The organism is Arthrobacter russicus (assembly GCF_031454135.1).
Lineage (GTDB): Bacteria > Actinomycetota > Actinomycetes > Actinomycetales > Micrococcaceae > Renibacterium > Renibacterium russicum.
This window is the reverse complement of the sequence record NZ_JAVDQF010000001.1, coordinates 759,821-782,482: the sequence shown is the minus strand read 5'-3', so window position 1 is coordinate 782,482 and position 22,662 is coordinate 759,821. Positions and strand designations below refer to the sequence as shown.

Here is a 22,662-nt window from a genome sequence, read left to right as displayed (position 1 = left end):
GACACCATGGGAGACCACCGATGACCGCATTCTCGACGGAGTTTCGACGGAGAAACCCTGCATTGGGTGCCGATCGGCCGCGCCGACGTCACCGTTCTGCACCACATCTCACCCGAGGTTCAGCGCAGCGATGCCGCGTTGCACGGCTGTCGCACCTACGGTGCATGACACCACAGACGCCCCGACCCCGCGACCCCGCCCCGCTCGACCCGACGAGGCTCGACCTGACTGCCGACGGCGCACCGATCATGTGGACGGTCGAGGAGACGGCCGCGTTCCTCGGGCTCACCCGGCACACCCTCGACGTGTGGCGGTCGAACAGGTCCGGCGGACCGGTCTACGTCAAGATCGCAGGCAACCGCATCCGCTACTTTCCTGCCGACGTGCGGGACTGGCTCATCGCCCAGCGGCGGGGGTCGTGATGCCCAGGCCGAAGAAGCAGCCGGGTGAGCTCGGCAGGGTTAGTGTCCAGCAGTACCGGGAGCGGTTCCGCGCCGACACCCGCATTCGTGACGGCGAAGGTCGAGCACACCACGTGCAGGGGTGGGGTCCTTCCCCGGAAGCCGCGCAAGACGACCTGCAGCGCAAGGCCCACCTCATCTGGGGCGGCGTCTTCCAGCAGGTCGACCCGGCCGGGACGGTCGAGCAGCTCGCCGTCGCCTGGTTGCTGGATCTCCGGCGGAATCGGCAATGGGACGAGGCCGACCCGCAGCCGGGCAAGATCAAGCCGCAGTCGATCGATCGCTATGAGGGAACACTGCACAGCACGATCAAGCCGCTGCTCTGGGGAGTGAAGATCACGTCGTTGACGCCGGCGCGCATCTACAACTTCCTCCACGAGGTAGCCCGCACGAAATCGAATCACGAGGCCTTGATGGCTCGCAGCGTGCTCGCCGGCATGTTCGACCTAGCGATTCTGCACGGTGTCGTCTCGCCAGGAGCCAGTCCGGTGCCCTCAGTAAGGACACTCGCCATCCACCGCCCAGCCTCGAAGCTGATTGCGTTGACTGACGACGACCTCGCGGTGATCATCCAGCTCGTCCTGGCGTGGGAGCAGAATCGTGGAAGCAAGACCGGGAAGCGACCCGACGTGCGCCTCCTCGCCGATCTCCTCATACTCACGAACCGCCTGACCATCCGGCTCTCCGAAGCCCTGGCACTCCGGCGCGAAGACGTCGTGCTCCGCCCGAACAAGCAGAGTGTCCTCACCGAGCACGTCTGGATCAACGGCACGATGACCCACACGGACGAAAAGGGTCTCTACAGACAGTCCGAGCTGAAGGGCAAAGGCCAGGAGAGACTGATCGAGGTCGTGAACACCGATGTGCACGCCGTGCTCAAGCGGCGGATGGCCGACTCCCTCGGCGATCTGCTGTTCGTCACACGCGCCGGAAAGGGGATGTACCCCGAGCGCCCACAAGCGCTGGCGCGCAGGTTCCGAGCGGCACACAAGGAGGAGCTGGACGCTATCGGCGTGCCGCAGGAGATGTTCGTCTACCGCTCGATGCGAAAGTCTGCTGCGGCTGCGCTCGGCGCCGACACCGCTCAGCAGGTCCTCGCGCACGAGAGCAAGCGGACGACGACACAGCACTACACCGGCAGAGAGGAGAAGATCGTCGGCGCCGAGTCGCTGCTAGCTTTGAGCGGCTCGATCGAGCACCGCGACTGCCAACCGTAGACACGCGCGTTCGCCATGCGCGCCCACGTCCCGTATGCTGGAGGTCACCTACTCGGGGACGTCGTTCAATGGTAGGACGGCTGCTTCCCAAGCAGCCAACGCGGGTTCGATTCCCGTCGTCCCCTCTCTGTGGCCTCGGCGGACCCCCTTGATACGCGAATGTACTGTGCGTGCGGCTCGGGTCGTCATCGGTACCGGTCAGCCGTGTCTTACGTCGAGTCCTGCTTCTCCCTTGGACAACACGCGGCTGGATTGGGGCTTTGCTATGTGCTTCTAGGAGCATGTGGACGCGATCCGGGAACGGATCAGAGAACTTGATGAGCAATGTGACACCGTCGAGCGGCCCAAACCGTTCCTGATCGCGGCGCGCTCTGTCGACTAGCCAGTCGAACGGTGGAAAGAGCCTTAGCTAGCTCAAGTCGCCCGGAAGCGCCGCGTGCCGTCTACGCAGACTCGGCGGTGGTCTGGCGTACCATACGGCCCACACGCCGCTGCTGGCCGCGCTCGCGGAGTCGTGTTTTCGCTAGAAGGATGAGGCTGATGGGGCCCATGATGAGGAACTTGAGTGCCGACCAGAGGCAGACCAGCACGATCAGGTTGAGCCATCCGGGCGCGCCCGCCTCGATGGCGGTAGTGCACCAGTAGGCGATCGCGAAGTACGGAGCGGCGAGGAGCATCCCGGGGACGCCCCACTTGAGGCCCCTGCGCGTGCGGATGAGGTCGAGGACGATGTTGCTCGGCATCCACACCCGCAAGAACCCACGGATGAAAATACTGGCAGCCAGGATCATTCGGAACACAGCAGGCACCTCCCACAATGGCGACATCGTTCTTGGGGGAAGGACTCGTCCCGGAGCGGAATCTCCGGGTTCGTCGACCGCCGTGCACTGAACCGGCGGCGCATCATGTGTTGATCGCCTGTACTCAGGCTACTCCTCCCATCCCGCTCCCGGAAGGGACCGACGCAGCGGTCCGTACGCACGTCGCGCACCTGACGGTCGAAGGGAGATGAGGCCGATGGCTGATCGGATAGGCGGGCAGCTGGCGTTCGACTTCGACGAGCTGGCTCGAGAGGATGCGCGCGCCAGTCTCGGCGAGTGGTCGGGCGCGCCTTTGCACTTCACGACGGACTACTACCCGCCGCGTGAGCTGGATGAGGCGTTCGCACACTGGTGCTTCCTGAACACGCACTTCGATTCCTACGCGAGCAGCCATATGTGGCACCGCGCTATCACGATTCCCGGCGACATGACGGTCGGTGACAGCGAGCACACGGCCTCGACGTTCACTGCGGAGCTGCGACCCCGTGTCGCGCAGGAGGGGCCCGGTGGGTTGCTCACGCAGCTGATCTGCGAGCCCTGCGAGTGGCATGCGATCAGCGGGGATGAGAATCACGCTGTCGAAGCGTGGCACGATCACGCGTTCCCCGGCTGGCGCGACCTTCCGGTGATCCCTGCGCAGATCCGGGTGCGGTCCGAGTCCGGGTTGACGAAGCTCGCAACGGCGTGGATCGCAGAGCACTATCCGGTTGAGGCGCAGGTGCCGGGCGCGCCGATCATCACGGAGCGCGCCTCGCACGGAACGCGCCACGTGGCCGGCTACTCGCCGTGGGGAGGCTACGACCTCTCCGCTACTGCGCTCGATCGTCCCGCACCGCCATCGACATCTCCGAAGCGTTCTCCCGCTCGCGCGCTCCCTCAGCCATTGCCGCCCGCGGCTGGCCCTGCACGGCCCGGGCATGTCCTCGGCGCATGATCGTGCTCGCATGCCTGGGGCGAGACAACCATCGTCGTCTCGCCCCAGAAGCCGTCGTCGTCGTTTTCAGGTCAGCTCGCCGGTCTGCGTATCGAGGTGCTGGTAGAAGTCCCTCTCAGCCTGGCGGCGACGTTCGACGTCCGCGACGACGAACTTGACGAAGTCCTCGTCACGGTTCGCGATCACGATGTCCTCGACCGGCTCGGCGGCGTCCTCGCCAGGCCACACGGTCTGCCGTGTAGGCCGGTCACGATCCAACCTCGTCCCCGACGCGGCGACCCAGTCCCGTAGACGGCCGCGGGCATCGGTGAAGTCGCGGTGCCAGCCCAGCGGGGCGGAGCCGTTCTGTTCCGGGTCGTAGGCGCACAGCCAGTGCAGGTGCAGCGCGGACAGCTCCCACAGCAGCTCGGGATGCCGGTACCAGAACGGCGGCACCACGCTCGCGGGCAGCCCGTACGTGCGGCGCAGCCAGTTCACCCAGCTGTTGAGCTCCAGCCACTCGTGCTCAGCGTCATCTGCCCGCAGGAGGTTCCAGTTGATCGGGTGCGGCGGTTCCGGGAGCATCGGCATCTCGAACGCCGGCTCCGGCTCGCCGCCCTCCGGGTCGTCGCGGCCGTCGATGTCCACCGATTCGTCGTCGGTTCCGGTCATCGTCTTGGCTTCCGACTCAGCGCCCGAGTGCGGGCGCTGCCTGGGTCTGCGGACGCGGCGCGTTGAAGGGGTCATCGAGCGGCGACGACACCTGGCGCTCCTGACCCCGGCTCGCGCGTGGCGTGCGGTCGACGACGTAGGGGTGACGAGCCGGATCATGGCTGATCTTGTTCGCGATGAACTCCTCGCCCTCGACCGCCTGCCCGTCACGCTGCTGCGTGTAGGAGCGCTCGTTGCCCTGGGCAATGAAGGCGTCCCCTTTCTGCAGGTTCGCCAGCGCCCACTCCGCGGCCTCGCCGTACGCGACGATGTTGCTGAAGCTCGAGTCGAGCTGCGTGAAGGTGCCGTCGTCGTTGCGCTGCGCGTGCGACTGCGCGAACCGGGCGTAGAACTTCGTCCTGCCCTCGCGTGTCTCCGACCGTCGGGGCGTCGTCGCGATGAACCCCGAAACGGACGGCTTCGTGGTGATGGTCATGATCGTGTCCTCCTGCATCCTCGTCACCCCATCCGGGGCGTCTCTGTGCAGGAGAGGTGCACACCCTCACCACAACAGAGAAGTGTGATGCACCCCGTCACAGGATCGCGGCGTCGCCACTGTCACGGCGGGCTCGACCGGCCGACACCAGCAGGAAGGCCCAGAGAGACTGCTGTACTTCGGCGCGTACTCGCGCGAGGCGGGCTGTTGACGAGCCCGCCATTCTCACGGGCCGAGGTTTCGGCCGTTCTCGCGCCCGACTGGAGCGCCGGGAGTCTTGGGCTCGAATGCCGCCGGATGACGATCCGGATGTGAACGTATGCCGAGTGCGGGCCTGTGGGCGTTCACGACTTCCACGGTCAGTGACGCCCGCTCGGTGGCGGTCGGCTCAGGTTCGCCATTGTCCTGCATCGCGGCGAGCTGTGCCTCGACGCGGGTGAGGTCTTCCTCGGCTTCGGTGAGCGCGGTCGCATGCTTGAAGGGCAGGCCAATCCTCGCCTGCGCTTCTGCGGCTGACTGCTGTGCGATGTCACGGTCGCTGCGTGCCTGCTCGAGCAGGGTGGGGATGCCGGAGACACGGTTCTCGATGCGTTGGATGAGTCCGGTTGCGCCGTCCAGAAACGCTTCCCGGGACATGCTGAAGCTACTGCGAGGAACCCCGACGAGACCGACCTCGACCATCAGCGTTCTGAGCATCGGGTGCGTCGACAGGCGGATGTCGAATCCGCTGATCGACCCGATCATGCCGTAGTCGCGACTCGTGTAGAAGGGCACCGACGTGAAGCCTGAGTCCCGTGCCCAAGCCATGAGGGCATGGCCGGCGTCGACGCGAGAGTCGTAGTTGTGGCCGTGCAGTCGCATCCGGAACCGGTCGCCGCCGGTATCCCGGACGCGCGGTGCGGCGGCCTCCAGCCCTTCGATGTCGGCTTGAGCTCGTCGGGCATCATCGCGGGCACGATCCCGGGTGTGCACGAGCATGGACTCGTTGCGTTGGTGCGCGCGTTCCAGCCGGCGTAGGCGCGTGACTTCGTTCTGGACGGTCGAGTGCTCCAGCAGCAGCGGGTTGCCGGAGCTGATCGCCTTCGCCTCCGCTGCCGAGAGGGCGGAGGAGTCGATCTCCTCTATCTCGCGGGTGTCGAGGCGGCCCCGCATCAGCTGCGCGATGAATGTGGCCTTCCGCTCGACGCCCTGCCACATATACGAGTCGAAGGACCGCTCGGTGACGAACCGGACGATCGCGACCTCGGGGTTCTGGTTTCCTTGCCGGAGGATGCGACCCTCCCGCTGGGCGATATCGGACGGGCGCCAGGGGCAGTCGAGGTGATAGAGCGCGACGGCCCTGGCCTGCACGTTCGTACCGACGCCCATCTTCTCGGTCGACCCGACCAGCACGGCGATGTGCCCGGCGCGTGCGGCGGCGAACAGTCGGGCCTTGTCGGCGTCGGTCTTCGCTTCGTGCATGAACCGGATCGCCTCGCCGGGCATGCCGCGCAGCACAAGCTGAGCGTGGAGTTCGTCGTAGGCGTTCCACCTGTCGGGGTTGGGGGTGCCGATGTCAGAGAACACCAGCTGCAACGCGCCGCGCACGGATGAGGGCTGCCCGGTGAGGGTGTCGAGGTACTCGTTGTCGCGTGTCTTTTCCCACACACGGAAGATCGCGTCCGCGGCGGCGTCCACCTTCGTCGGCCCCGACGGCCCTCCGGATGGGAGCACCATACGGATGTCGAGTGCGGCCTTGCGCCCGTCTGTGCTGATGGTGAGCATGTTGTCTTCGTCCGGAGTGACTTGCTTGTTCTGCACCTTCTCCGCGCGATCACCGAGGGATTCGATGTATTGCTCCAGTTCCACGGTGGGCTGCACCGGGACCGTCGCCGGCACCCGCGCGCCGTCGTCCCGTGCCGCGAGGTCGGGCGTCGGGAGTTGCAGGTCGTCGGCGGTCTTCACGTCGGCGAACACCGACCAGAGCTTGAGCATCTCTGGCACGTTCTGGAACTTCGCGAACCGGGTCTTCATCCGGAACGTGTTCCCGGTCGGGGCCATCTCCATCTGCGTCACGGTCTGCCCGAACGTGGCCGCCCAGGCGTCGAACGACCCGATGCCCGCCTTCTCCAGCAGATCGGGGCGCAGGTAGCGCTGCATCACGAACGCTTCGGTCACGCTGTTGCTGATCGGCGTGGCAGTGGCGCCGGTGACCACGCGTTCGCGGCCTTGGGAGCGGAGGTGTTCGAGCTTCATATGCAGGTCCGTGGCGCGGTCGGAGCCGTCGATCGCGGCGTCGCGGATGTTCGACTCGGTGGCGAGGTTCTTGTACATATGCATCTCGTCGACCACCACGTAGTCGATGCCCGTGTCCTCGAAGCACACCCCTTGGTCGCGGCTGGTGTCGGTGCGGTCTTTGAGCTTGTTCTCCAGAGCGAGGAGCTTTCGCTGCACGCGCTTGACGCTCATCCGGTCCTCGCCCTCGGCGTGCTCCAGCACGCCCTTGACCTCTTCGACCTGGGCGCGGATGTACGCCTGCTGCGTCTCGGTGCGCAGCGGGATCTTCGCGAACGCCCCTTGCGTGAGGATCACCGCGTCCCAGTCGTTCGCCGACGCGCGGGCGACGAACAGGCGCCGCTTGTCCGCCGTGAGTTCCTGGCTGGACGCGGCGAGTACTCGCGCCTGCGGGTACAGCTGCAACCATTCCCGCCCGAACTGCTCGAGCATGTGATTCGGCACGACGATGACCGGCTTAGAGATGAGACCCATGCGGCGCATCTCCATCGCGCCCATGATCATCTCTGCCGTCTTCCCCGCCCCGACCTCGTGGAACAGCCCCGCGGCAGGTTCCGCGATCATGCGGGCGACCGCAGCACGCTGGTGCGGGCGCGGCGTGAAGTTCGCCGCCAGCCCTGGCAGGGACAGGTAGTCGCCCGCATCGGTGTAGTCGCGCAGCACGATGCTGTTGAACCGCTTGTTGTACTCGGCGACCAGGTCGGCGGCGCGGGCCGGGTCTTCCCACACCCATTCGGCGAAACGCTCCTGCAACGCCTCGGCCTTCTCCTGCGCCGCGGCGGTCTCGACCGGGTTGAGGACCCGCCTCTTCGTCCCGTCCGCCTCCTCGATCTCGTCGTAGACGAGGATCGTCTTCTGCTCCATCACCGCCTGCGCGATATCCGGCGCCGGGCGGCGCAACGTACCCCATTCAGATGTCGACAGCAGGCCTTGGCGTCCGCCGCGGACTTCCCACATGCCCGGCATCGGGTTCTCCACCCGCACTTCGGGGTTTCGCAGCAGCTCGCGAAGGAAGTCTTGGTGAACCTGCTCGCTGATCCACACCGCCCCCAGTCGCGCCGAGATGTCCTCCACTCCCAGCGGCTCGGGCAGAACGCTCTGGAGCGCGTCGACGTTCCTCTGGAACTCCGGGTCTTCCGCAGCGCGGGAGGTCGCGTCATCGAGCTTGGCTCGGACGTCGCCGGAGAGATATGCGGGCGCGTGCACCAGCTCGCCTGTGACCGGATCGGTGAACACGAGCCCGTCGAGTGCGGGCCGCGCCTCGTGGTCGGTCATGCCGAGCAGGTCGGCGATGAGGGCGATGTCGATACGCCCGGTTCTGTCCAGGCTCACCGCGATCGCGTCGGCGGGGGTCTCCACGCCCTGTACCTCCGCGCGCGGTGCGACGACCCGGCGCGAGAGGATCGCTGCCTGGTGCGCCGTCTGGTCGGTGTCGTCGAACTGCTCCAGAGCCAGGACGAGGGGGCCGAACGGGTCGGATCGCAGCAGGCGCAGCGGGGTCGGGACGATGCGCGCGTACGTGGCGTCACCGGCGTCGTTCGTGCGGCCGGTCGGGCGCAGCCCGTACCTGTTCAGCGGTCCATAGGCGCCGAGGTACTTCTGATAGTCGCGCCGCAAGGCCGCGCGCGCCTCGGTGATCTCCTCGGTGTCATCGACGGTCGCCGCTTCCATCGCCAGCAGCGCGGTCGCGCGATCGCGCAGCCCGAGTAGCGCGGTCAGCTCCTTGCTGGCGGACTTCGGCACCGCGAACGGCTCCAGCCCGCCGCCCGCGACGGTCGCGAAGGCGCCGCCGGGCTGGACGACGATGCTGCCGTCCCACGCCTCCGGCGGCGACGGGGTGAACGCTGCCCGACGCGATTGCTGCGCAGCGGTGCGCTCGGTCATGACGAGCCCGCCTCGGCGCGCGGAGAACACGAGCGCATCGATCGCGCCAGCGAGGTCATTTTCGAGCCGATCGACGTCCGCAGTGACCTTCAGTGAAGCCTGACCGTACATGCCCTGCTCGACGCTGAGCTCCCCGAGGACCTGTTCGGGGTGCTCGTCGAAGTAGGCGTTGATCTTCGTCGGCTGACCATCCAGCGTGATCGTCCGCACGGTCTCCCACAGCTCGTCCGCCGGCGGTTCGCCGTCTTCGCGGCGTCGGAAAATGAGCAGATCGGTGAGCGCCTCGGTTCCGGCCGCCCTGCGGTGCGCGCCGGTCGGGAGACGGATCGCGCCGATGAGGTCGGCGAGGTCGTTCATCTCTCGCCGTGCGCCGGGGCTCTGCGCATCCATCGTGAAGTGCGACGTCAACGTCGCCACCAGGCCGCCCGGGCGGGTCAGCCGGAGCGACTTGAGGATGAAGTGGTTGTGCATCGATTGCTTGGTGGCGTTGTGCACCGGGTCGTGCAGCACCACTTTCGAGAAGGGCACGTTCCCGATCGCCGCGTCGAAGTGCGCTTCCGGGAGGCGCGTATCTGCGAACGACTCCGCCCGCACCTCTGCGTGCGGGTAGAGGCCCCGGCTGATCGCCGCGGTGATCGGATCAAGCTCCACGCCGGTCATGGTCGCGCTGTCGGGGGCGAGGCCGATGAATGTTCCCGCCCCCGATCCGGGTTCGAGCACGGCGCCGCCCTGGAAGCCCAGGGCGGTGAGGGCGCGCCACAGCTGCCGCGCGATCAGCGGGTCGGTGTAGTGGGCGTTGATCGTCGTCCGGGCGGCCGCCTCCCACTCGTCATCCGCCAGCAGGGCGCGCAACTCGTCACGCTCCCGCGCCCAGTCCGGCTTCGCGGCGTCGAACACGTCCGGGATCGCACCCCACGACGACCAGCGCGCCAGCGCCCGCTGCTCATCGCTGCGCGCCGCGCGCCCTTCATCGGCGAGAGCGCGGGTGAGGCGGATCGCCTCGACGTTGGCACGGAACCGCGCCTTCGCCCCGGACGGTGCGAGATCTTCCTGCGACGCCGGGACGAATCGTGACGCCAGCTCAGGAACCGGCGCGGATTCAGCGGTGGCTACTGGAGTTCGCGGAGGAAGCGGATCGTCGCCGCTTCCGTCAGCACCTCGGCGTTCGCCCGCAGGTACTCCCGCGGCGGCTCCGTCGCGACCAGGCCCTCCAGGAACGAGACCGGGACGGCCCAGTCCTTCGCCATCTGCTCCAGCTCCACCGAGGAGGGCATCAAGTCCGGGGAGTCCTGCATCCGCTCCGCCCAGGTCACCAGATTCTCGTCTGAGGGCCGGGTCTGCTCCCACTCCTCGCGGGCCTGATCCAGCGGCAGCTCCGGATCGTGGCTCCACACCAGCTGTGCCATCACGACCTCCTCCGCTGTTCTCCGCGCGGTCGCCAACCGGGCGACCTTCTCGGGATAAGTCTCCCTCGCCGGGTCCGTCCCTGCCAGTATCGCCTGCAGGTCCGACACCTCGGCCTCGACCTGCCGGCCCAGGCTCTCGAAGAACTCCGCCGGGTTCTCCAACGCCGCGTACCTGGCCGGCAGGTGCTGGTGCCAGTGGCTCGTCGCGAGCTGCCCGTACTTGTTCATCCGTGTTTCCTCCACCATCGTTCGCGTCGGTCGCTTCTCCGTCACGGGCGAGCGAGAGGGTCGCGTCCGCTGCGGTCTCACCGAGGCCCCACAGGTCGAACTCGAGCTGGCCCTCGTGCACCTTCGGCCCGCGCCGCCTGACCATCACAGGGCCCCCTCACCCGTCGACAGGGCGCGGCGCTTCATCGTGCGGTCGTTCGGCATGGGTGCTCCTATGGTTCGTCCTGACCGACAGGTGCGTTCTCGACATCACCGGTGGCGGGGGCGGGCCGTTCGAGAAGCCGCTCGATACCGGCCCGATCGGCACGCAGCTCTTTCGCGTCGCGGCGGACCGTCCACGCGCGCAGGCGGGTCACGATCGGCGGGGCGCTGCGCAACAGCACGAGCGCAGTGCCGAACGGCAAGGTCCTGATCGTGTCCGGCGGCATGATCGCCACCCGCCGGATCGACCGTTGTGCCGACCGGGAGCCGTGGTCGCCGACCGTTGTGGAGTCGGTGATCTCGTCGCGTTCGCCGATCAACGTCGACAGGTCGTTCAGATCCCGCGAGTTCGACGCGCCACCGAGGATGATCTTCACGATCGACGCGTCCCAGATCGCACTGGCCGCGTTCTCCGACCACTTCTCCCGTGCCTGCGCGAGCGACTGCAGCACGGGCACGGTGGTGATCCCGGTGCCGCCACCTTCGGCCATCAACGTCGGAAGGGACGGCAGCGGAGCCAGGTTGCCGACCTCATCGAGGGCCAGCAGCAGGGGCGGATCGAGGCGCGCCCCGGGGCTGGTGGCGGCGATGTGCCGGGCGGCCTCGACGAGGTCTTCCACGAAGGCCGCCACCAGCGCCGAGCTGTTGTTCGCGCCCGCACCGGTCGCCAGCAGATACAGCGTGCCCTTCGCGCGCAGGAACGACTCGGGATCGAACTGCTCGGCAGGCCCCGGTGAGACCGCGTCCAGCACTCGCGGGTCGGCGAGCGCGGCCAGCGCCAGGGAGACGCCTTGCCAGATCGAGTCGCGGGTGCGGGGGTCGGAGTCGATCATTGCCTGCAACGACTCCGCCCACCCGGCCGCCGCCCGGGGGTGGCCGACGAGGATCGCCACCGCATCGGCCGCCGCCGACGGGTCGAGGGTCCAGCGGAACAGTTCCGCCGGCTGCCGGTGGTCGAGAGCCGCAGCGTGTAGGAGGGCTTGCAGGGCTGTGCGGGTCTTGCCTTCCCAGAACCCGCCTCCTTCCACACCGCCTGCGGACAGGCCTGTGCCTGCGGCGAGTCCGGCGGCGCGGATCATCGCGGTCAGCGGGTCTTCGCAGCCGCGGATCGGTGACCATCGCAGCCCCGCAGGCAGGCCTTCGGCCAGGTGCTGCGGGTCGAACACCGCGACGGGCCCGATCGCCTGACGGGCGCGGAGGGTCGCGGTGAGGTTATCGGGTCGTGTCGAGGTGGTGACGACTGCGCCGGGTGCGTCGAGGATCATGTTGATCACCACGTGGAGGCCCTTGCCGGAGCGGGGCGGGCCGATGAGGAGGATGGAGTCCTCGACGCTCGCCCACACGCCCGGCCCTCGTGAGGTGCCGAGCAGGTAGGCGATGTCGTCTGCGGCGGGCTTGTGCACCGAGGGGCGCAGCTGGCTGCCACGACGCAGCAACGCCTTGGCCGAGGCGTTCCGCACGACGTCTGCGCGGGTGGCGATCCCGGCGATGCGGTACGGGTCGCTCTTCGATGCGCGCCCGTGCTCGCGCATCAGGCGCCACACCGACCAGCCGATCATCCCGGTCCCGGCGAGGAGGATCAGCGCGGTGGCCCAGTAGGCGATCGGGTTGAGCCCGGGGGCGCCCAGCGGGACGGCGGGGTCGAGGGGGTGCAGCAGCACGCCGAGGCCGGCCTCGACGCCGCCCGTCGGCTGCGGGAGCCCGGTGATCCATGCGGTCAGCGCGGCCGCGCCGCGCAGCACCGCGGCCAGCAGTGCGGCCGCGACGAGGATGCCGATGCCGAAGTTGGTCAGCTCGTCGCCGAGCGACCCTGCGGGTCTCGGAGTGCTCATTGCGGGTGCCCGATCTCGAGCGTTCCCGATACTCGCCCGAGCAGGATCACTTCGCGGGTCGGGCTCGCGTCGAGCTGTGTGGCTTCCAGGACGGTGCGTGCGGTGCCGTCGTGGCTGGCGTCGGTGTGGGCGACGACGACGGCGACCGCGATGTCCTCGCCGGGCACGAACCCGCTGCCGCGCAGTTCGACGAGCTCCACGGCAGCGGCGGCAGTGGCGGCTTGCGGGTCGGGCGCGGTCTCCGACGTGCGCCGCCGGGCGGGTGCGACGATATCGGTGAACACGGTGCCGTCGCTCTCGCGAACTTCGACGCGGATCGCGGAGTGCCGCTGGTCGGTGATCTGGTCGATTAGCCGGGCGAAGTCTTCCCTCCGCCAGGCGGGAGCGAACGGCTCCGACGGATACGGGACGTCATCGATGGTGACCGTCAGCTCGCCGGTCTCGGCGACGGCGATGACGACGCTCGGCAGCACTGTCGGCGCCTGGTCGGTCGGTGCCGCGGCGCGGCGGGCTGCACGTCGGGTCTTCGGCTGTTCATGGTCTGGGCGTTGAGGTTTCACGCCCTGCAGGTGCACGCGCGCATCCGCCCTCACCCCGGTGGGGCGAGGGCGGCGGGCGGATCAGAGCGACGGGGCGGGCGGGGCCGGCCCGCGCCGGTCGGGACCGCCGAAGGCCTGCTCCTGGTCGGCGAGGTTCTTGGTGCGTCGCACCCACCGCTCCACTGTCGTCAGCAGCTCCGGAAGCTGTTCCGGGAAGCTCTCTCCGAACTGTTCCTCCGCCCAGACGTGCGTGCCGTCCGGGTGGCGGGTTCTGCGCTCGGCGCGCCAGAGCCATGATGTCGGCACCCGGTCGGGGTCGTCCCAGCCGACGCCGGGCGCGTACTGCTCTTCGATCGCGAACCGTGTCCGTGAGTGTGCTTCCGGGTAGAACACGTAGTGCCCTGCTCCGAACGTCTCCGGGTCTTCCTCCAGCAGCGACACGGTGCCTTCGTACTTGCGCGCGATGCGGCGTAGCCCCTCGTCGAGCATCAGTATCGCCTGCGTCAGCCGCTCCTCGGCCTCGTTCTCGCTCATGACGCACCGCCCCGGCCGGTCTGCAAGTAGCGGGCGTCTGTCCGGAAGAGTTCGAGCTCAGCGGGGTGCAACTGGTGTTGCGTCACGAAGGATCTGTCCTTGATCCGCCACAGCCCTTGCCCGACGCCCAGTCCGGGCAGGAGTTTCTGCTCGGTTCCCGTCAGCCCGAGAGCCTGCGCGGTCGCGCCGAGCTGGTCGGATTCCTGCCGGTAGACGATCCGCGTCTCGGCGTTGGCGAGCAGCGAGTTCGCGAGGCTTCTCATGGCGGAGCCTTGATCGCCGACGTTGTCCAGGTCGGTGAGCTTGTGGAACAGCAGCATGTTGGCGATGCCGTAGTGCCTCGCGAGCCGCCAGTGTGCGTCCATCCGTTTCAGCAGCGCGGGGTGGGACATGAGCCGCCATGCCTCGTCGTAGATGACCCACCGCTGCCCGCCGTTGGGGTCCAGGAGCGCGGACTCCATCCATGCGGACGAGCAGGTCATCAGCACCGAGATCAGCGTGGAGTTCTCCGTGACACGGGATAGGTCGAGGGAGATCATCGGCAACGACGGGTCGAACCGCACCGTCGAGGGGCCGTCGAACAGCCCCGCAAGGTCACCGGCGACGAGGCGGCGCAGGGCGTGACCGACCAGGCGCCCGTCTTCGGCGAGACGTTCGTCGGCGTCGTGCCCCGGGTCGAGGATGCGGTCGACGATCATCGGAAGGATCGGGACGCTATTCGCTCGCACCGTCTCGGTGAGGGCGAGGTCGATCGCCGTGTGCTCCAGCGGCGTCAACGCTCGGGCCAGCACCGTCTCCGCGAGCGCGCCGATCAGGTCACGCCGCCGCGACGCGACGGTCGACGCCCATTGCTCATCCGAGAGCCCGCTGGGCCGGTGACCCTCATCAAGCGGGTTGAGGCGCGTCGACAGCCCGTGGCCGAGCACGACCGCCCGTCCGCCGACGGCTTCGGCCACGGCCGTGTGCTCGCCTTTGGGATCGCCCGGCACATACACACGCCGCCCGAACGGCAGGCTGCGCGTGTAGAGCGACTTCGCCAGCGACGACTTCCCGGAGCCGACGATCCCGGCCAGCACGATGTTCGGAGCGGTGATCAGCCCCCGCGCGTACAGCACCCACGGGTCGTAGACGAAGCTCCCGCCGGAGTAGAGGTCTTGGCCGACGAACACGCCGTCCGCGCCGAGCCCCCCTTCCGCGACGAACGGATACGCTCCCGCCAGCGTCGCACTGGTGTCCTGGTGGCGGGGCAGGCGGAACCGGCCCGGGGTGCGCAGTGCGCCAGTTCCGGTCTCTCCTGCGGCAGGCAGCAGGGTGGTGGCCTGTTGTTCGCGGCGCGCGGCGTCGGCTCTTGCCTGGGCGCTCTCGCGCTCGGCGGTGCGGCGTTCGGCCTCCAGGCGCGCGGCGGCCTGGCGGCGTTGCTTCCGCAGGCGTCGCCGCTCCGTAGCCGGAGACACGAGCACCGCGGTATGCAGCCGCTCCGGCTCCTGTCGCGCGCTCACAAGGAACGCCCCGTCCCGGGCGGTGTCGAAGACACGGGGCGGGCGGAGAACCAGTCGTGTCGCTGTGCTCTTGCCGCGCCCTGTCGCAGCGCCGCGCGAGCCGCAGCCCCGCCGAGGGCAGCACCCCCGCTGATCCCCACCGCAGCTCCCACCGCACCCCCCGCGCTGCCGACAGCGGCCCCGGCGTCACTGATGCTCGCGGGGCCTCCCACAGTGACGGTGCGCGCGCTGAGGGCGGGATCAGGTGGCGCGTGGTAGGCGCGAAGCAGACCCACATGCCCGAGCGGCGCGTTGTAGGTGAGCGTGTATTCTCCGGCAGTCGCCACCTTGTCGGCCGGGCCCGAGGGCGGTTTGTCGTAGACATACCCGTTCTCCAGCGCCGCTCCGGTTGTCTCCTCGCCGTAGTCCCACTGCGAGAGGTGCTCGATGCCCGCGTCCGGGCCGTTCCGGTCGATCAGCTCGAGCACCGTGTCGGCTTCGTCGCCCTGCAGGAAGATCACGCTGACCCACCGGGGCGGCGGTGGAGCGGCTGGCGGCGGGCTCACGGCCAAGCCGCCCGCAGGGCCCCCGGGGTGCCAGGCGATGCGCCCGGAGTGGCCCAGCGCGGCATCCAGGCGCTGCTCCACACCATCCAGTGCGGTCGCGGACTGCAGCAGATCATCGGCCGCAGCGAGCGCTGCGGACGCGCCGACCGTCTGACTACCGTCATCGTCGTGCGCCCGAGCCCGATGGATGAGGTGCGCCCTCGCGACCTGATCCACCACCTGGCGGAGAGAGCGGATTCCGCCGAGCACGTCGCCGAGAACCCGATAAGTGTCGGCCGGGTTCGTGAAGGTGCGGGTGGCGTGCGCCAGGCCGCGCAGCGCGGCAGACGCTTCGGCTGAATCGGTCAGCGGATCATCGAACGTCGGCATCAGAGGGCCTCCTCGGGCGCGGATGAGAGACAGCCCCGCCACCGCGGGGCTGTCTCTCAGGTGCGCTCGGGCTCCCCGGGTCAGATGCGGCGGCACAGTGGGAGCGCTGCGGCGGTGAACGCCGCCGCCTGCTGCCCGACCAGCAGGCGGGTCTCGCAGGACGCTTGGATCGCCGCCTGCTCGATCGCGGCGACAGCGGCATCGAGCTCATCGACGGTAGGCGCGGACACGGCGATGAGGCCCGTGTAGCGCAGCACGCCGTGCCCGGCGGTGAGGTCGGCTTCCTGCTGGAGCACGTCCTGGTACTCGGCGGTCTGGGCGGCGTCCTCGATCTGCCCTATCCGTTGCCGCTGGGCCATGTCGGAGATGTGCTCGACCTTCTTCTTGCGGATGTCACGGGCGGCCTGATCCGACCGCAACGGCGTGCACAGCAGGGAGAACGCGCGTTGGATGCCGGTGGACAGCAGCACCGGCGAGAGGAACCCGGGATACACCATCGACCGCGGCCACTCCGACACCCACAGCACCGCGTGGTGCGCGGAGTCGGTGCGCAGCCGCGACCAGGACTCGTTCACCGCCACCGGCCCGGCAGTGGCGAGGTCCTGCCCAAGCTGCCCGTGCCGCTCCAACGTGGCCGCGATCGCCGGGTCGTAGGCTGAACGCAGAATCACCGCGATCTGCCCCGTGCCCAGCCACCCCGACGGGGTAAGGTCTGCGGCCCGTAGCGCTGCGGTGAGCGTCGCCATCTCCTGCCGCAGCACCGCCGCCGCGCCCCGCATCCCGCCGCCGGCGGTGCGGATCTGCCGGGCCGCTGCCCCCATGTCCAGGGCGAGGGAGATCGTACTGGCGTGCCGTTCCCCGGCAGGCCCCGCCCGGTCGATCAGCTCCCGATAGGTCGTGGACGCCCACGAACCATCGTCGGCACCGTGCGAGGCCCACCACTCGGCGAGTCCCGTCCCGGAGTCCGGCAGGGTGCGCTCCAGCACCTGCAGCGTCGCCACGCGACCGGAACGGCACACCGTCGCGAGCACACGCCCCCAGGAGGACACCCGGCGTTCCTGTTCGCCGGGGTCGAGGAGCACGAACGCGGGATGCGTCACCTCGCACACCGCGGTCAGCGTGCCCGCGTGGGGGTCGTGGATCATCCCGGCCCCGGTCTCGGGGTCCTCGTACTCCCGCAACCGTGCCATGTCGCCGGGCAGGGCGAGGGTTCCCGCCGGACGCGGCTTGACGACCCGGCGCCGGTAGATCAGCTGGCCGATGGTCGTGCGCCACAGCCACCAGCAGCCGACCGGGAGCCACTCCACGACCGGACGGCCCGCGATCGGCACCCACGTCAGCACCGCCGAGAGCACCCAGACCGGCGCGGTGTATGCCAGTAGCTGACCGCCGCCGGCGTAGAGGGCCCCGACGATGGCGAGGACGCCGATGGCGAGGGTGATCAGCTGGGACAGCGAGAGACCCAGCAGCACTCCACGGCGCGCCAGCCGGGAGAACTTCACCGGCACCAGCTCGCTCACGGTCTCGTTCTTCGAGGCAGCCACGGCAGCTCACTCCTTCCCGGTCGGTTTCGGCGCAGGCGGCGGGCTCTGCCGCGGCGGTGGCGGAGTCGGCTGAGGCGATGAGCCCGAGCCTGCGCTCTGCGGTGGGGCGACCTGCGGTGGGGTCGCCCGCGGTGCGGGTGGCGTCGACGAGGACGAGGGCGGCGGGGTCGTTGACGCCTGGTTCCCGGGCTGCTGGGCACCGTCGGCGGCGGTATCGGCCTGCCCTGCGAGGGCGGCGCCGGCCTTCGGCCCGGCCTCGGCCGCACCCTTGGCGACCTGCGCGGCGATCACCACGGCAGCAGCGGGTCCCGCAACGGCAGCTCCAGCACCGGCCGCGCCGGCACCCGCGCCGCCGGTGCTCGCGCTCGCCCCACCTCCGGCCGCCGCGGCTCCGCCGCCACCGCCCGCCGTCGCTCCGGCCGCGCCCGTGTTCGGAGGCGGTGGAGGTGGAGGCGTTGACCCGCCACCTCCGCCACCTCCGCCACCTCCGCCACCTCCGCTTCCGCTGCCGCTTCCGGTCTTGGTGTCTGCTGCGCCGTCGAGTACCTTCTTCGGTTCCGCGCCCTGCGGCTTGGACGGTGAGGGCACCGGACGGTTGAGAGCCTGCTTCGCGTCCTGTTCGGAGCCGATCGCGTGGTAGAAGTCCAAGCCCGCGAATGCCAGGAACTTGTAGGTCAGATACGGGGCGAAAGCGGCCATCGCCATGAGCACGATCCCGGCGATCGGGTCGCTGATCGAGGCGAGGTCCGCGTCGATCGGGGCAGAGATCTGCGTGATCGCGACCAGGAACATCACGACCAGCACGAGCTTCGAGGCGATCAGGGCGATGACGAACATCGCCCACTTGCCGATCCATCCCCGCGATGCGTCCCAGGACGCCCCGGAGAACGCGAGCGGGGCGAGGACGATCGCCACCAGCAGCAGCGCCTTACGGACCAGCAGGGACAGCCAGACGATCGCGGCGGCGGTGATGGCGAGGCTGGCGAAGAAGATCGTGATGATCGCGCCGACTCCGGGCGAGGCGATGTTGATCCCAACGAGTGCCGCGGCGAGCACCGTGATCTTGTCACCCATGGATTCGGTCGTCTCGCCCGCGGCTTGAATGATGCCGAGGCTGAGCTGGTCGACGATCTCCAGCATCAGAGCCGTGAGCGTGATGACTACGAAGCTGCCGAGCACGCTTTTCGCCAGGCCCAACGCCGCCCTGCTGAGCGCGGTCGGGTCGCGTTTGACCAGCCCGGTGATCAGCTGCAGACAGAAGAACAACAGCATCACGAACACGGCGATGCCGAACAGCAGGTTGTAGACCGAGACGTACTCGGGTGACTGGACATCGACGAGCGTCGTGGTGTCGAACACCGTCCACACGGCCTCGAACAGCCAGCCGGCCGCCGCGCCCATCGCCTGCGCGAGCCAGTCGAACGGGGCGGAGATCAGGCTGGCGGCGGCTTCGCCTGCGGTGTCACAGACGGCGGAGATGACAGGAATGTCGCAGACACCCATCACGAACCTCCCGAAAGATCGGTGCTAGTGGATGGGCGCGGTCAGACCTGCTGGCCGACGTTCCAGAAGAAGTTGATGAGGGTGACCGACGCACCGCACAGGATCGCGGCGCCGCAGGAGACGAGCACGCCGACCTTGCCGCGTGAGGCGAGATGGGGGTTCGAGCTGTTCGCGCCGAAGCCCCACACGATCGCGCTGACGATCAAGGCCAGGACGCTGAGGATCAGACCGACCGTCATCACGGCGCCGACAATCGTGCGCAACTGGGCGATCCCAGGAAGCCCGCTGTCGTTCGGGTTGATGTCGATGTTCATCGGCGCGAGCGCCGCCGGGACGGCGGTGAGGAAATCGGTGGCGAGGTCGAACACGATGGGGCTCCTGACGGGACGAACCCGCACCCACGGGCACGGGAGACGAATGGGATCGCCCAGCAGGTGCACCGCTCTGCCCTCGGCGGCCGAGCGGGGGCGAAGTTCAGAGCTGTTCGCCGATGCCGATCAGCCAGTTCATCCACGCGACGCCGCCACCGGCCAGTGCCGCGGCGCCGACGGCGACGAGCACGCCCGTGCGTGCTTTGGTCGCTGCGGCATGGTTGCCGTTCGCGGACGACACGGCCCAGATGATCGCGCAGACGATGAGCATGAGCACGGCGATCACCAGGACGAAGGTCAGCAGGCCACCGACGACCTCGCGCAGGTCGCCGATGCCCGACAGGCCCTCGAAGTCGGGGAACACGTCCATGCGCGATCAGCTCCGCATCGCCTGGATCGAGTCGTCGCCGGCCTGGTCCGGTTCGTCCTCGGTGTCCGGTGAGGGCGCGCACGAGCCGACCGGGGCGCCGATCTCGGCTTCGGGCAGGTCGGCGGCGTCGTGGGCGTTGAGCCACGCGGCGGCGTCCACCGCGTCTTCGTGGGTGCCGCCTGGGCGCACTTCGAAGTGCAGATGCGGGCCGGTGGAGTTCCCGGAGCTGCCGACATCGCCGATGTGCTGCCCGGCGGTCACCCGGTCGCCGGGCTGGACGTGGATGCCGGACTGCCACATGTGGGCGTACGCGGTCGCCACCGTCGCCCCGTCGATCTGATGCTCGATGACGATCAGTCCGCCATACCCGCCGGAGAACTCCGCGATCGTGACGACCCCCTCCGCTGCGGCGACGATCGGGGTGCTATCAGGCGCGGCGAAGTCGGTGCCGGTGTGGAATGAGGGCTCGCCCGTGATCGGGTGGATGCGTGGCCCGAACCCGCTGGTGAGCACCCAGGTGCCCTCCGGGAGTGGAAACACGACACGCGATGTCTCCGCCATGGAGCCGACCGGGGTTGTCTCGTCAGCACCCCCTGCCGCGGCACTGCCGGTGGTCAGGGCGGTGAGGATGGTCTCGGCGACGGGTTCGTAGTTGCGGTAGCGATCCGGGAAGGCGCTCACCTCGACCGATTGGGCGGCTTCGCCCTTGTCCATCTGCTCCCACCCGGGGATGTCCAGCAGTCCGCGCGGCGAGGGATAGTTCGGACCGCTCGGCCCACCGAAGAACGCCCGAGCCTGATACGTCGAGTCCATCAGCTCGGCGACCGTGCCCCATCCGGACTGCGGGCGCATCTGGAACAGGCCGAGCGAGTCGTGATCTGATCCGTTCCCATCGTTCGGGTAGTCGCCGGACTCGGGATAGGTGCCGGTGTTGGCGAGCATCCGCAGCGTGGACTCGGTGAGCGCAGCCATGAGCGCGATCTGGATGCCGTCGCGGGTGACGCCGTCGATCTGCGACCCGGTCTCGATGATCGTCGCCGCATGCGTGAGTTGGGTGCGGTTCAGCGTGAACGTCTCCCCGTTCGCGGTCGTCACACGCAGCGACTCGGGGATCGCGCCGACGATGAGCCCGGCTCCGGGGACGGTGCAGGCGGCGGAGACCGCGGGGTTCATCAGCACGCCGACGCCGATGAGCCCGAGCGAGGGGCCGAGAAGGACGGCGGCGAGACCCGCGGCGGCGAGCTTCTTCAACATTCCGGATCACCGCAGCGGGTTGTCGAGTTCGGACAGCCGGAGCAGATGACAGGTGTCGTAAGACGGCGGGCAGACGAGGAACACGGTGAACGACACCGCATGCTCGGAATCGACCGGGGTCCCGTTCCAGATGCCGGTGCGGTGCCGGGTGCCCTCGATCGTGATCGCGGTCGTTCCCGCAGCCAGCTGTCCCGACGACTGCGCTTGGGCCTCCGCCCACGCTTCCGGGACGTAGGCGTCCTCGATCGTTAGGGACTGTGCAGTCGCATACTCGCGCAGCTGGAGCCATGCTTCTCGTGTCGGCAGATACGCGGCGACGTCGGAGGCGAGGCCTGCCTGCTCCTCGCCGGTCGGATCGCCGACCTCGAGGATCACGCTCGTGTAGTCCAGCGGCACCAGACCCGCGGCGGTGTCCCACGTGAACAGAGCCTGCGACACGGCTCGAGCGAAGGCCTCCGGGTCTCGAGAGGCCGCGATCGATGACAAGGAAGGAGTCGGGTTCGGCGCGGGGGCGGTCGAGGCCGTGGGGCCGCCGGTCGGTGGCTGCACGGGCGACGCCCCGTCGGGTTCTCTTGGTCCGATAATCAGCCCGTAGACGCCGACACCGGCCAGCACGAGCACGAGCACGGCAGCGACTGCGATGACGACGATCTTGCGGCGGGCGCCGGGCGTGGAGAAGTCTCGGGTCTTCATACCCGTGAGGTGCGCCCGCGCTCCCGCAGACACGTCTCACGATGCCCACTTGACGCGGCCTCAGAGCACGCGCAGGTGCCGTTGCTGCCCGAGCTCGGTGTCCTCGGAGTCGAGAGCAGCTCTGGCGGTGCGCAAGTCATCGGCGAACCGTGCCGTCCCGGCGGCGGCTGCGAGGAAGGAGTCGACCTGCTCATCGGTGAGCACTGCCGCGAGCTCGGCGGCGTCGTAGTGCGTCCACCAGTCGGCGAGCTCACCCCAGGTTTGCACGAATGCGCGCGTGGGGAACCGTACGGTCACATCCTCCTCTGAACCGGGCGTACGCGGCGGCTGGGCTCCCTTCTTTGCTGCGGCCGCTCGCTGAACTGACTCGACTCCGAGCCGTCGCATCTCGGCGCTGCGCGCTTCCTCCTCGTCGGCGCGAGTGCGTGCGTAGAGAGGATGCACGGCAGCGCCCCGCTTGAGCTGTTCCACATCGGCCGTGGCCTGGGCGCGCACATGGTCGGGCTGGGACGGATCGGCAGCGAGGTCCCGCAGGTAGTTGATCTTCTCGTGCGTCTTGTAGGAAACCCCGCCGGGGATCATCGCTGCGGCCTGCTCGCGAGCGTCGCCGGTCGCGGTCGACGGTTCCGGAAATTTTCCGGCACCGTCATGTCCCGGTTGATGCTCGCTGCTGAACTGGGTCGATGCCTTGCGGCGGGCAGCGTCTTCCGCCATCAGCCTCTTCAGTTCCCGGTACAGGCCGGCGGCCTCGAGCTTGGTCAGCGGCTTGTGGAGCGTGTTCTCATCCTGCTCAGCGAGAAGCTGCCCTAGCTGGTCGGAGATCCCGGAACGAATCCACACGTTCACCGTCGTCCAACCGAGCTTCTTGATCGCCGCGAGACGGCGCGCGCCGCACACGAGCACGCCGTCCGGGGTAATCGTGATCGGCTGCAGCAGGCCCTCACGGTCGATGGAGCCGGCCAGTTCATCGATGTCGCCCAGGTCGGTGCGGTGACGGTGCCCAACAAGGATCGAGTCGACAGCACGCCGCAGCTCGATCCCGCCCCCCTTCTGCATC

Annotated in this window: 19 protein-coding genes, 1 tRNA gene and 1 pseudogene; 4 read left to right on the top strand and 17 right to left on the bottom strand. The window is 68.8% G+C overall.

The window, feature by feature from the left end; translation table 11 throughout:
- Positions 1 to 164: 164 nt before the first annotated feature.
- The 3 genes from JOE69_RS03670 to JOE69_RS03660 all read left to right on the top strand — a co-directional run bounded on the left by JOE69_RS03670 (position 165) and on the right by JOE69_RS03660 (position 1,803).
- Positions 165 to 422 (top strand): helix-turn-helix transcriptional regulator, encoded by a 258-nt coding sequence (locus JOE69_RS03670; RefSeq protein WP_036286677.1) that lies wholly within the window; start codon positions 165 to 167, stop codon positions 420 to 422.
- Positions 422 to 1,678, top strand: coding sequence for a site-specific integrase (locus JOE69_RS03665; RefSeq protein WP_113681432.1), 1,257 nt, complete (start codon positions 422 to 424; stop codon positions 1,676 to 1,678). Before JOE69_RS03670 ends, JOE69_RS03665 begins: the two co-directional genes overlap by 1 nt.
- 54 nt (positions 1,679 to 1,732) lie before the next feature.
- Positions 1,733 to 1,803, top strand: a tRNA-Gly gene (locus JOE69_RS03660).
- A gap of 318 nt (positions 1,804 to 2,121) precedes the next feature.
- Here the strand turns inward: JOE69_RS03660 and JOE69_RS03655 are convergent.
- Positions 2,122 to 2,469 carry a sulfate permease gene (locus JOE69_RS03655; RefSeq protein WP_309472625.1) on the bottom strand — a complete coding sequence of 116 codons (348 nt, stop codon included), beginning with the start codon at positions 2,467 to 2,469 and terminating at the stop codon, positions 2,122 to 2,124.
- Between the two features lie 226 nt (positions 2,470 to 2,695).
- Between JOE69_RS03655 and JOE69_RS03650 the strand changes: the two genes are divergently transcribed.
- The gene (locus JOE69_RS03650; RefSeq protein WP_036286684.1) at positions 2,696 to 3,433 is read left to right on the top strand and encodes a DUF6349 family protein; all 738 of its coding nucleotides are present in this window, start codon (positions 2,696 to 2,698) and stop codon (positions 3,431 to 3,433) included.
- A 66-nt stretch (positions 3,434 to 3,499) separates the two neighbouring features.
- On the opposite strand, the gene JOE69_RS03645 is transcribed toward JOE69_RS03650, so the two are convergent.
- The 16 genes and pseudogenes from JOE69_RS03645 to JOE69_RS03570 form a co-directional block, all read right to left on the bottom strand.
- Positions 3,500 to 4,003, bottom strand: coding sequence for a hypothetical protein (locus JOE69_RS03645; protein ID WP_425545988.1), 504 nt, complete (start codon positions 4,001 to 4,003; stop codon positions 3,500 to 3,502).
- A gap of 97 nt (positions 4,004 to 4,100) precedes the next feature.
- On the bottom strand, positions 4,101 to 4,559 hold the full coding sequence (locus JOE69_RS03640) for a single-stranded DNA-binding protein (RefSeq protein ID WP_036286723.1): 459 nt from the start codon (positions 4,557 to 4,559) through the stop codon (positions 4,101 to 4,103).
- 225 nt (positions 4,560 to 4,784) lie between these two features.
- Positions 4,785 to 9,614 carry a helicase-like domain-containing protein gene (locus JOE69_RS03635; protein WP_231477131.1) on the bottom strand — a complete coding sequence of 1,610 codons (4,830 nt, stop codon included), beginning with the start codon at positions 9,612 to 9,614 and terminating at the stop codon, positions 4,785 to 4,787.
- Positions 9,615 to 9,826: 212 nt separating this feature from the next.
- Entirely contained in the window at positions 9,827 to 10,351 is a 525-nt protein-coding gene (locus JOE69_RS03630; RefSeq protein WP_036286729.1) for a hypothetical protein, read from the bottom strand.
- A 212-nt stretch (positions 10,352 to 10,563) separates the two neighbouring features.
- Positions 10,564 to 12,384: a TraM recognition domain-containing protein gene (locus JOE69_RS03625; RefSeq protein ID WP_062765639.1), complete on the bottom strand. Its 1,821-nt coding sequence runs from the start codon at positions 12,382 to 12,384 to the stop codon at positions 10,564 to 10,566.
- Positions 12,381 to 12,959, bottom strand: coding sequence for a hypothetical protein (locus JOE69_RS03620; RefSeq protein ID WP_231729522.1), 579 nt, complete (start codon positions 12,957 to 12,959; stop codon positions 12,381 to 12,383). The genes JOE69_RS03625 and JOE69_RS03620 overlap by 4 nt, the downstream gene beginning before the upstream one ends.
- A gap of 45 nt (positions 12,960 to 13,004) precedes the next feature.
- Complete coding sequence (locus JOE69_RS03615) at positions 13,005 to 13,457, bottom strand: hypothetical protein (RefSeq protein WP_036286697.1); 453 nt, start codon at positions 13,455 to 13,457, stop codon at positions 13,005 to 13,007.
- Positions 13,454 to 14,956 carry a putative type IV secretion/conjugal transfer ATPase gene (locus JOE69_RS03610; protein WP_036286700.1) on the bottom strand — a complete coding sequence of 501 codons (1,503 nt, stop codon included), beginning with the start codon at positions 14,954 to 14,956 and terminating at the stop codon, positions 13,454 to 13,456. Before JOE69_RS03610 ends, JOE69_RS03615 begins: the two co-directional genes overlap by 4 nt.
- Positions 14,953 to 15,870, bottom strand: coding sequence for a hypothetical protein (locus JOE69_RS03605; RefSeq protein WP_051498767.1), 918 nt, complete (start codon positions 15,868 to 15,870; stop codon positions 14,953 to 14,955). The genes JOE69_RS03610 and JOE69_RS03605 overlap by 4 nt, the downstream gene beginning before the upstream one ends.
- Before the next feature lie 80 nt (positions 15,871 to 15,950).
- A complete protein-coding gene (locus JOE69_RS03600; RefSeq protein ID WP_036286702.1) occupies positions 15,951 to 17,414 on the bottom strand; it encodes a PrgI family protein in 1,464 nt (487 codons plus the stop codon).
- Positions 17,415 to 17,420: 6 nt separating this feature from the next.
- Complete coding sequence (locus JOE69_RS03595) at positions 17,421 to 18,917, bottom strand: hypothetical protein (protein WP_036286706.1); 1,497 nt, start codon at positions 18,915 to 18,917, stop codon at positions 17,421 to 17,423.
- 41 nt (positions 18,918 to 18,958) lie between these two features.
- Entirely contained in the window at positions 18,959 to 19,231 is a 273-nt protein-coding gene (locus tag JOE69_RS03590; protein WP_051498868.1) for a DUF6112 family protein, read from the bottom strand.
- A gap of 160 nt (positions 19,232 to 19,391) precedes the next feature.
- Positions 19,392 to 19,658 (bottom strand): DUF6112 family protein, encoded by a 267-nt coding sequence (locus tag JOE69_RS03585; RefSeq protein WP_036290117.1) that lies wholly within the window; start codon positions 19,656 to 19,658, stop codon positions 19,392 to 19,394.
- A 30-nt stretch (positions 19,659 to 19,688) separates the two neighbouring features.
- Positions 19,689 to 20,912 (bottom strand): annotated as a pseudogene (locus JOE69_RS03580) (M23 family metallopeptidase); the annotation flags it as partial.
- Positions 20,913 to 20,918: 6 nt separating this feature from the next.
- On the bottom strand, positions 20,919 to 21,605 hold the full coding sequence (locus JOE69_RS03575; RefSeq protein WP_036290119.1) for a hypothetical protein: 687 nt from the start codon (positions 21,603 to 21,605) through the stop codon (positions 20,919 to 20,921).
- A 60-nt stretch (positions 21,606 to 21,665) separates the two neighbouring features.
- On the bottom strand, positions 21,666 to 22,661 hold the full coding sequence (locus JOE69_RS03570; protein ID WP_036290129.1) for a ParB N-terminal domain-containing protein: 996 nt from the start codon (positions 22,659 to 22,661) through the stop codon (positions 21,666 to 21,668).
- Position 22,662: the final 1 nt, after the last annotated feature.

Coding starts and splice junctions, on each gene's coding strand:
- JOE69_RS03670 (WP_036286677.1), top strand. CDS start 165: ATGACACCACAGACGCCCCGACCCCGCGACCCCGCCCCGCTCGACCCG.
- JOE69_RS03665 (WP_113681432.1), top strand. CDS start 422: ATGCCCAGGCCGAAGAAGCAGCCGGGTGAGCTCGGCAGGGTTAGTGTC.
- JOE69_RS03655 (WP_309472625.1), bottom strand. CDS start 2,469: ATGATCCTGGCTGCCAGTATTTTCATCCGTGGGTTCTTGCGGGTGTGG.
- JOE69_RS03650 (WP_036286684.1), top strand. CDS start 2,696: ATGGCTGATCGGATAGGCGGGCAGCTGGCGTTCGACTTCGACGAGCTG.
- JOE69_RS03645 (WP_425545988.1), bottom strand. CDS start 4,003: ATGCCGATGCTCCCGGAACCGCCGCACCCGATCAACTGGAACCTCCTG.
- JOE69_RS03640 (WP_036286723.1), bottom strand. CDS start 4,559: ATGACCATCACCACGAAGCCGTCCGTTTCGGGGTTCATCGCGACGACG.
- JOE69_RS03630 (WP_036286729.1), bottom strand. CDS start 10,351: ATGAACAAGTACGGGCAGCTCGCGACGAGCCACTGGCACCAGCACCTG.
- JOE69_RS03625 (WP_062765639.1), bottom strand. CDS start 12,384: ATGAGCACTCCGAGACCCGCAGGGTCGCTCGGCGACGAGCTGACCAAC.
- JOE69_RS03615 (WP_036286697.1), bottom strand. CDS start 13,457: ATGAGCGAGAACGAGGCCGAGGAGCGGCTGACGCAGGCGATACTGATG.
- JOE69_RS03605 (WP_051498767.1), bottom strand. CDS start 15,870: ATGCCGACGTTCGATGATCCGCTGACCGATTCAGCCGAAGCGTCTGCC.
- JOE69_RS03595 (WP_036286706.1), bottom strand. CDS start 18,917: ATGGGTGTCTGCGACATTCCTGTCATCTCCGCCGTCTGTGACACCGCA.
- JOE69_RS03590 (WP_051498868.1), bottom strand. CDS start 19,231: ATGAACATCGACATCAACCCGAACGACAGCGGGCTTCCTGGGATCGCC.
- JOE69_RS03585 (WP_036290117.1), bottom strand. CDS start 19,658: ATGGACGTGTTCCCCGACTTCGAGGGCCTGTCGGGCATCGGCGACCTG.
- JOE69_RS03575 (WP_036290119.1), bottom strand. CDS start 21,605: ATGAAGACCCGAGACTTCTCCACGCCCGGCGCCCGCCGCAAGATCGTC.
- JOE69_RS03570 (WP_036290129.1), bottom strand. CDS start 22,661: ATGCAGAAGGGGGGCGGGATCGAGCTGCGGCGTGCTGTCGACTCGATC.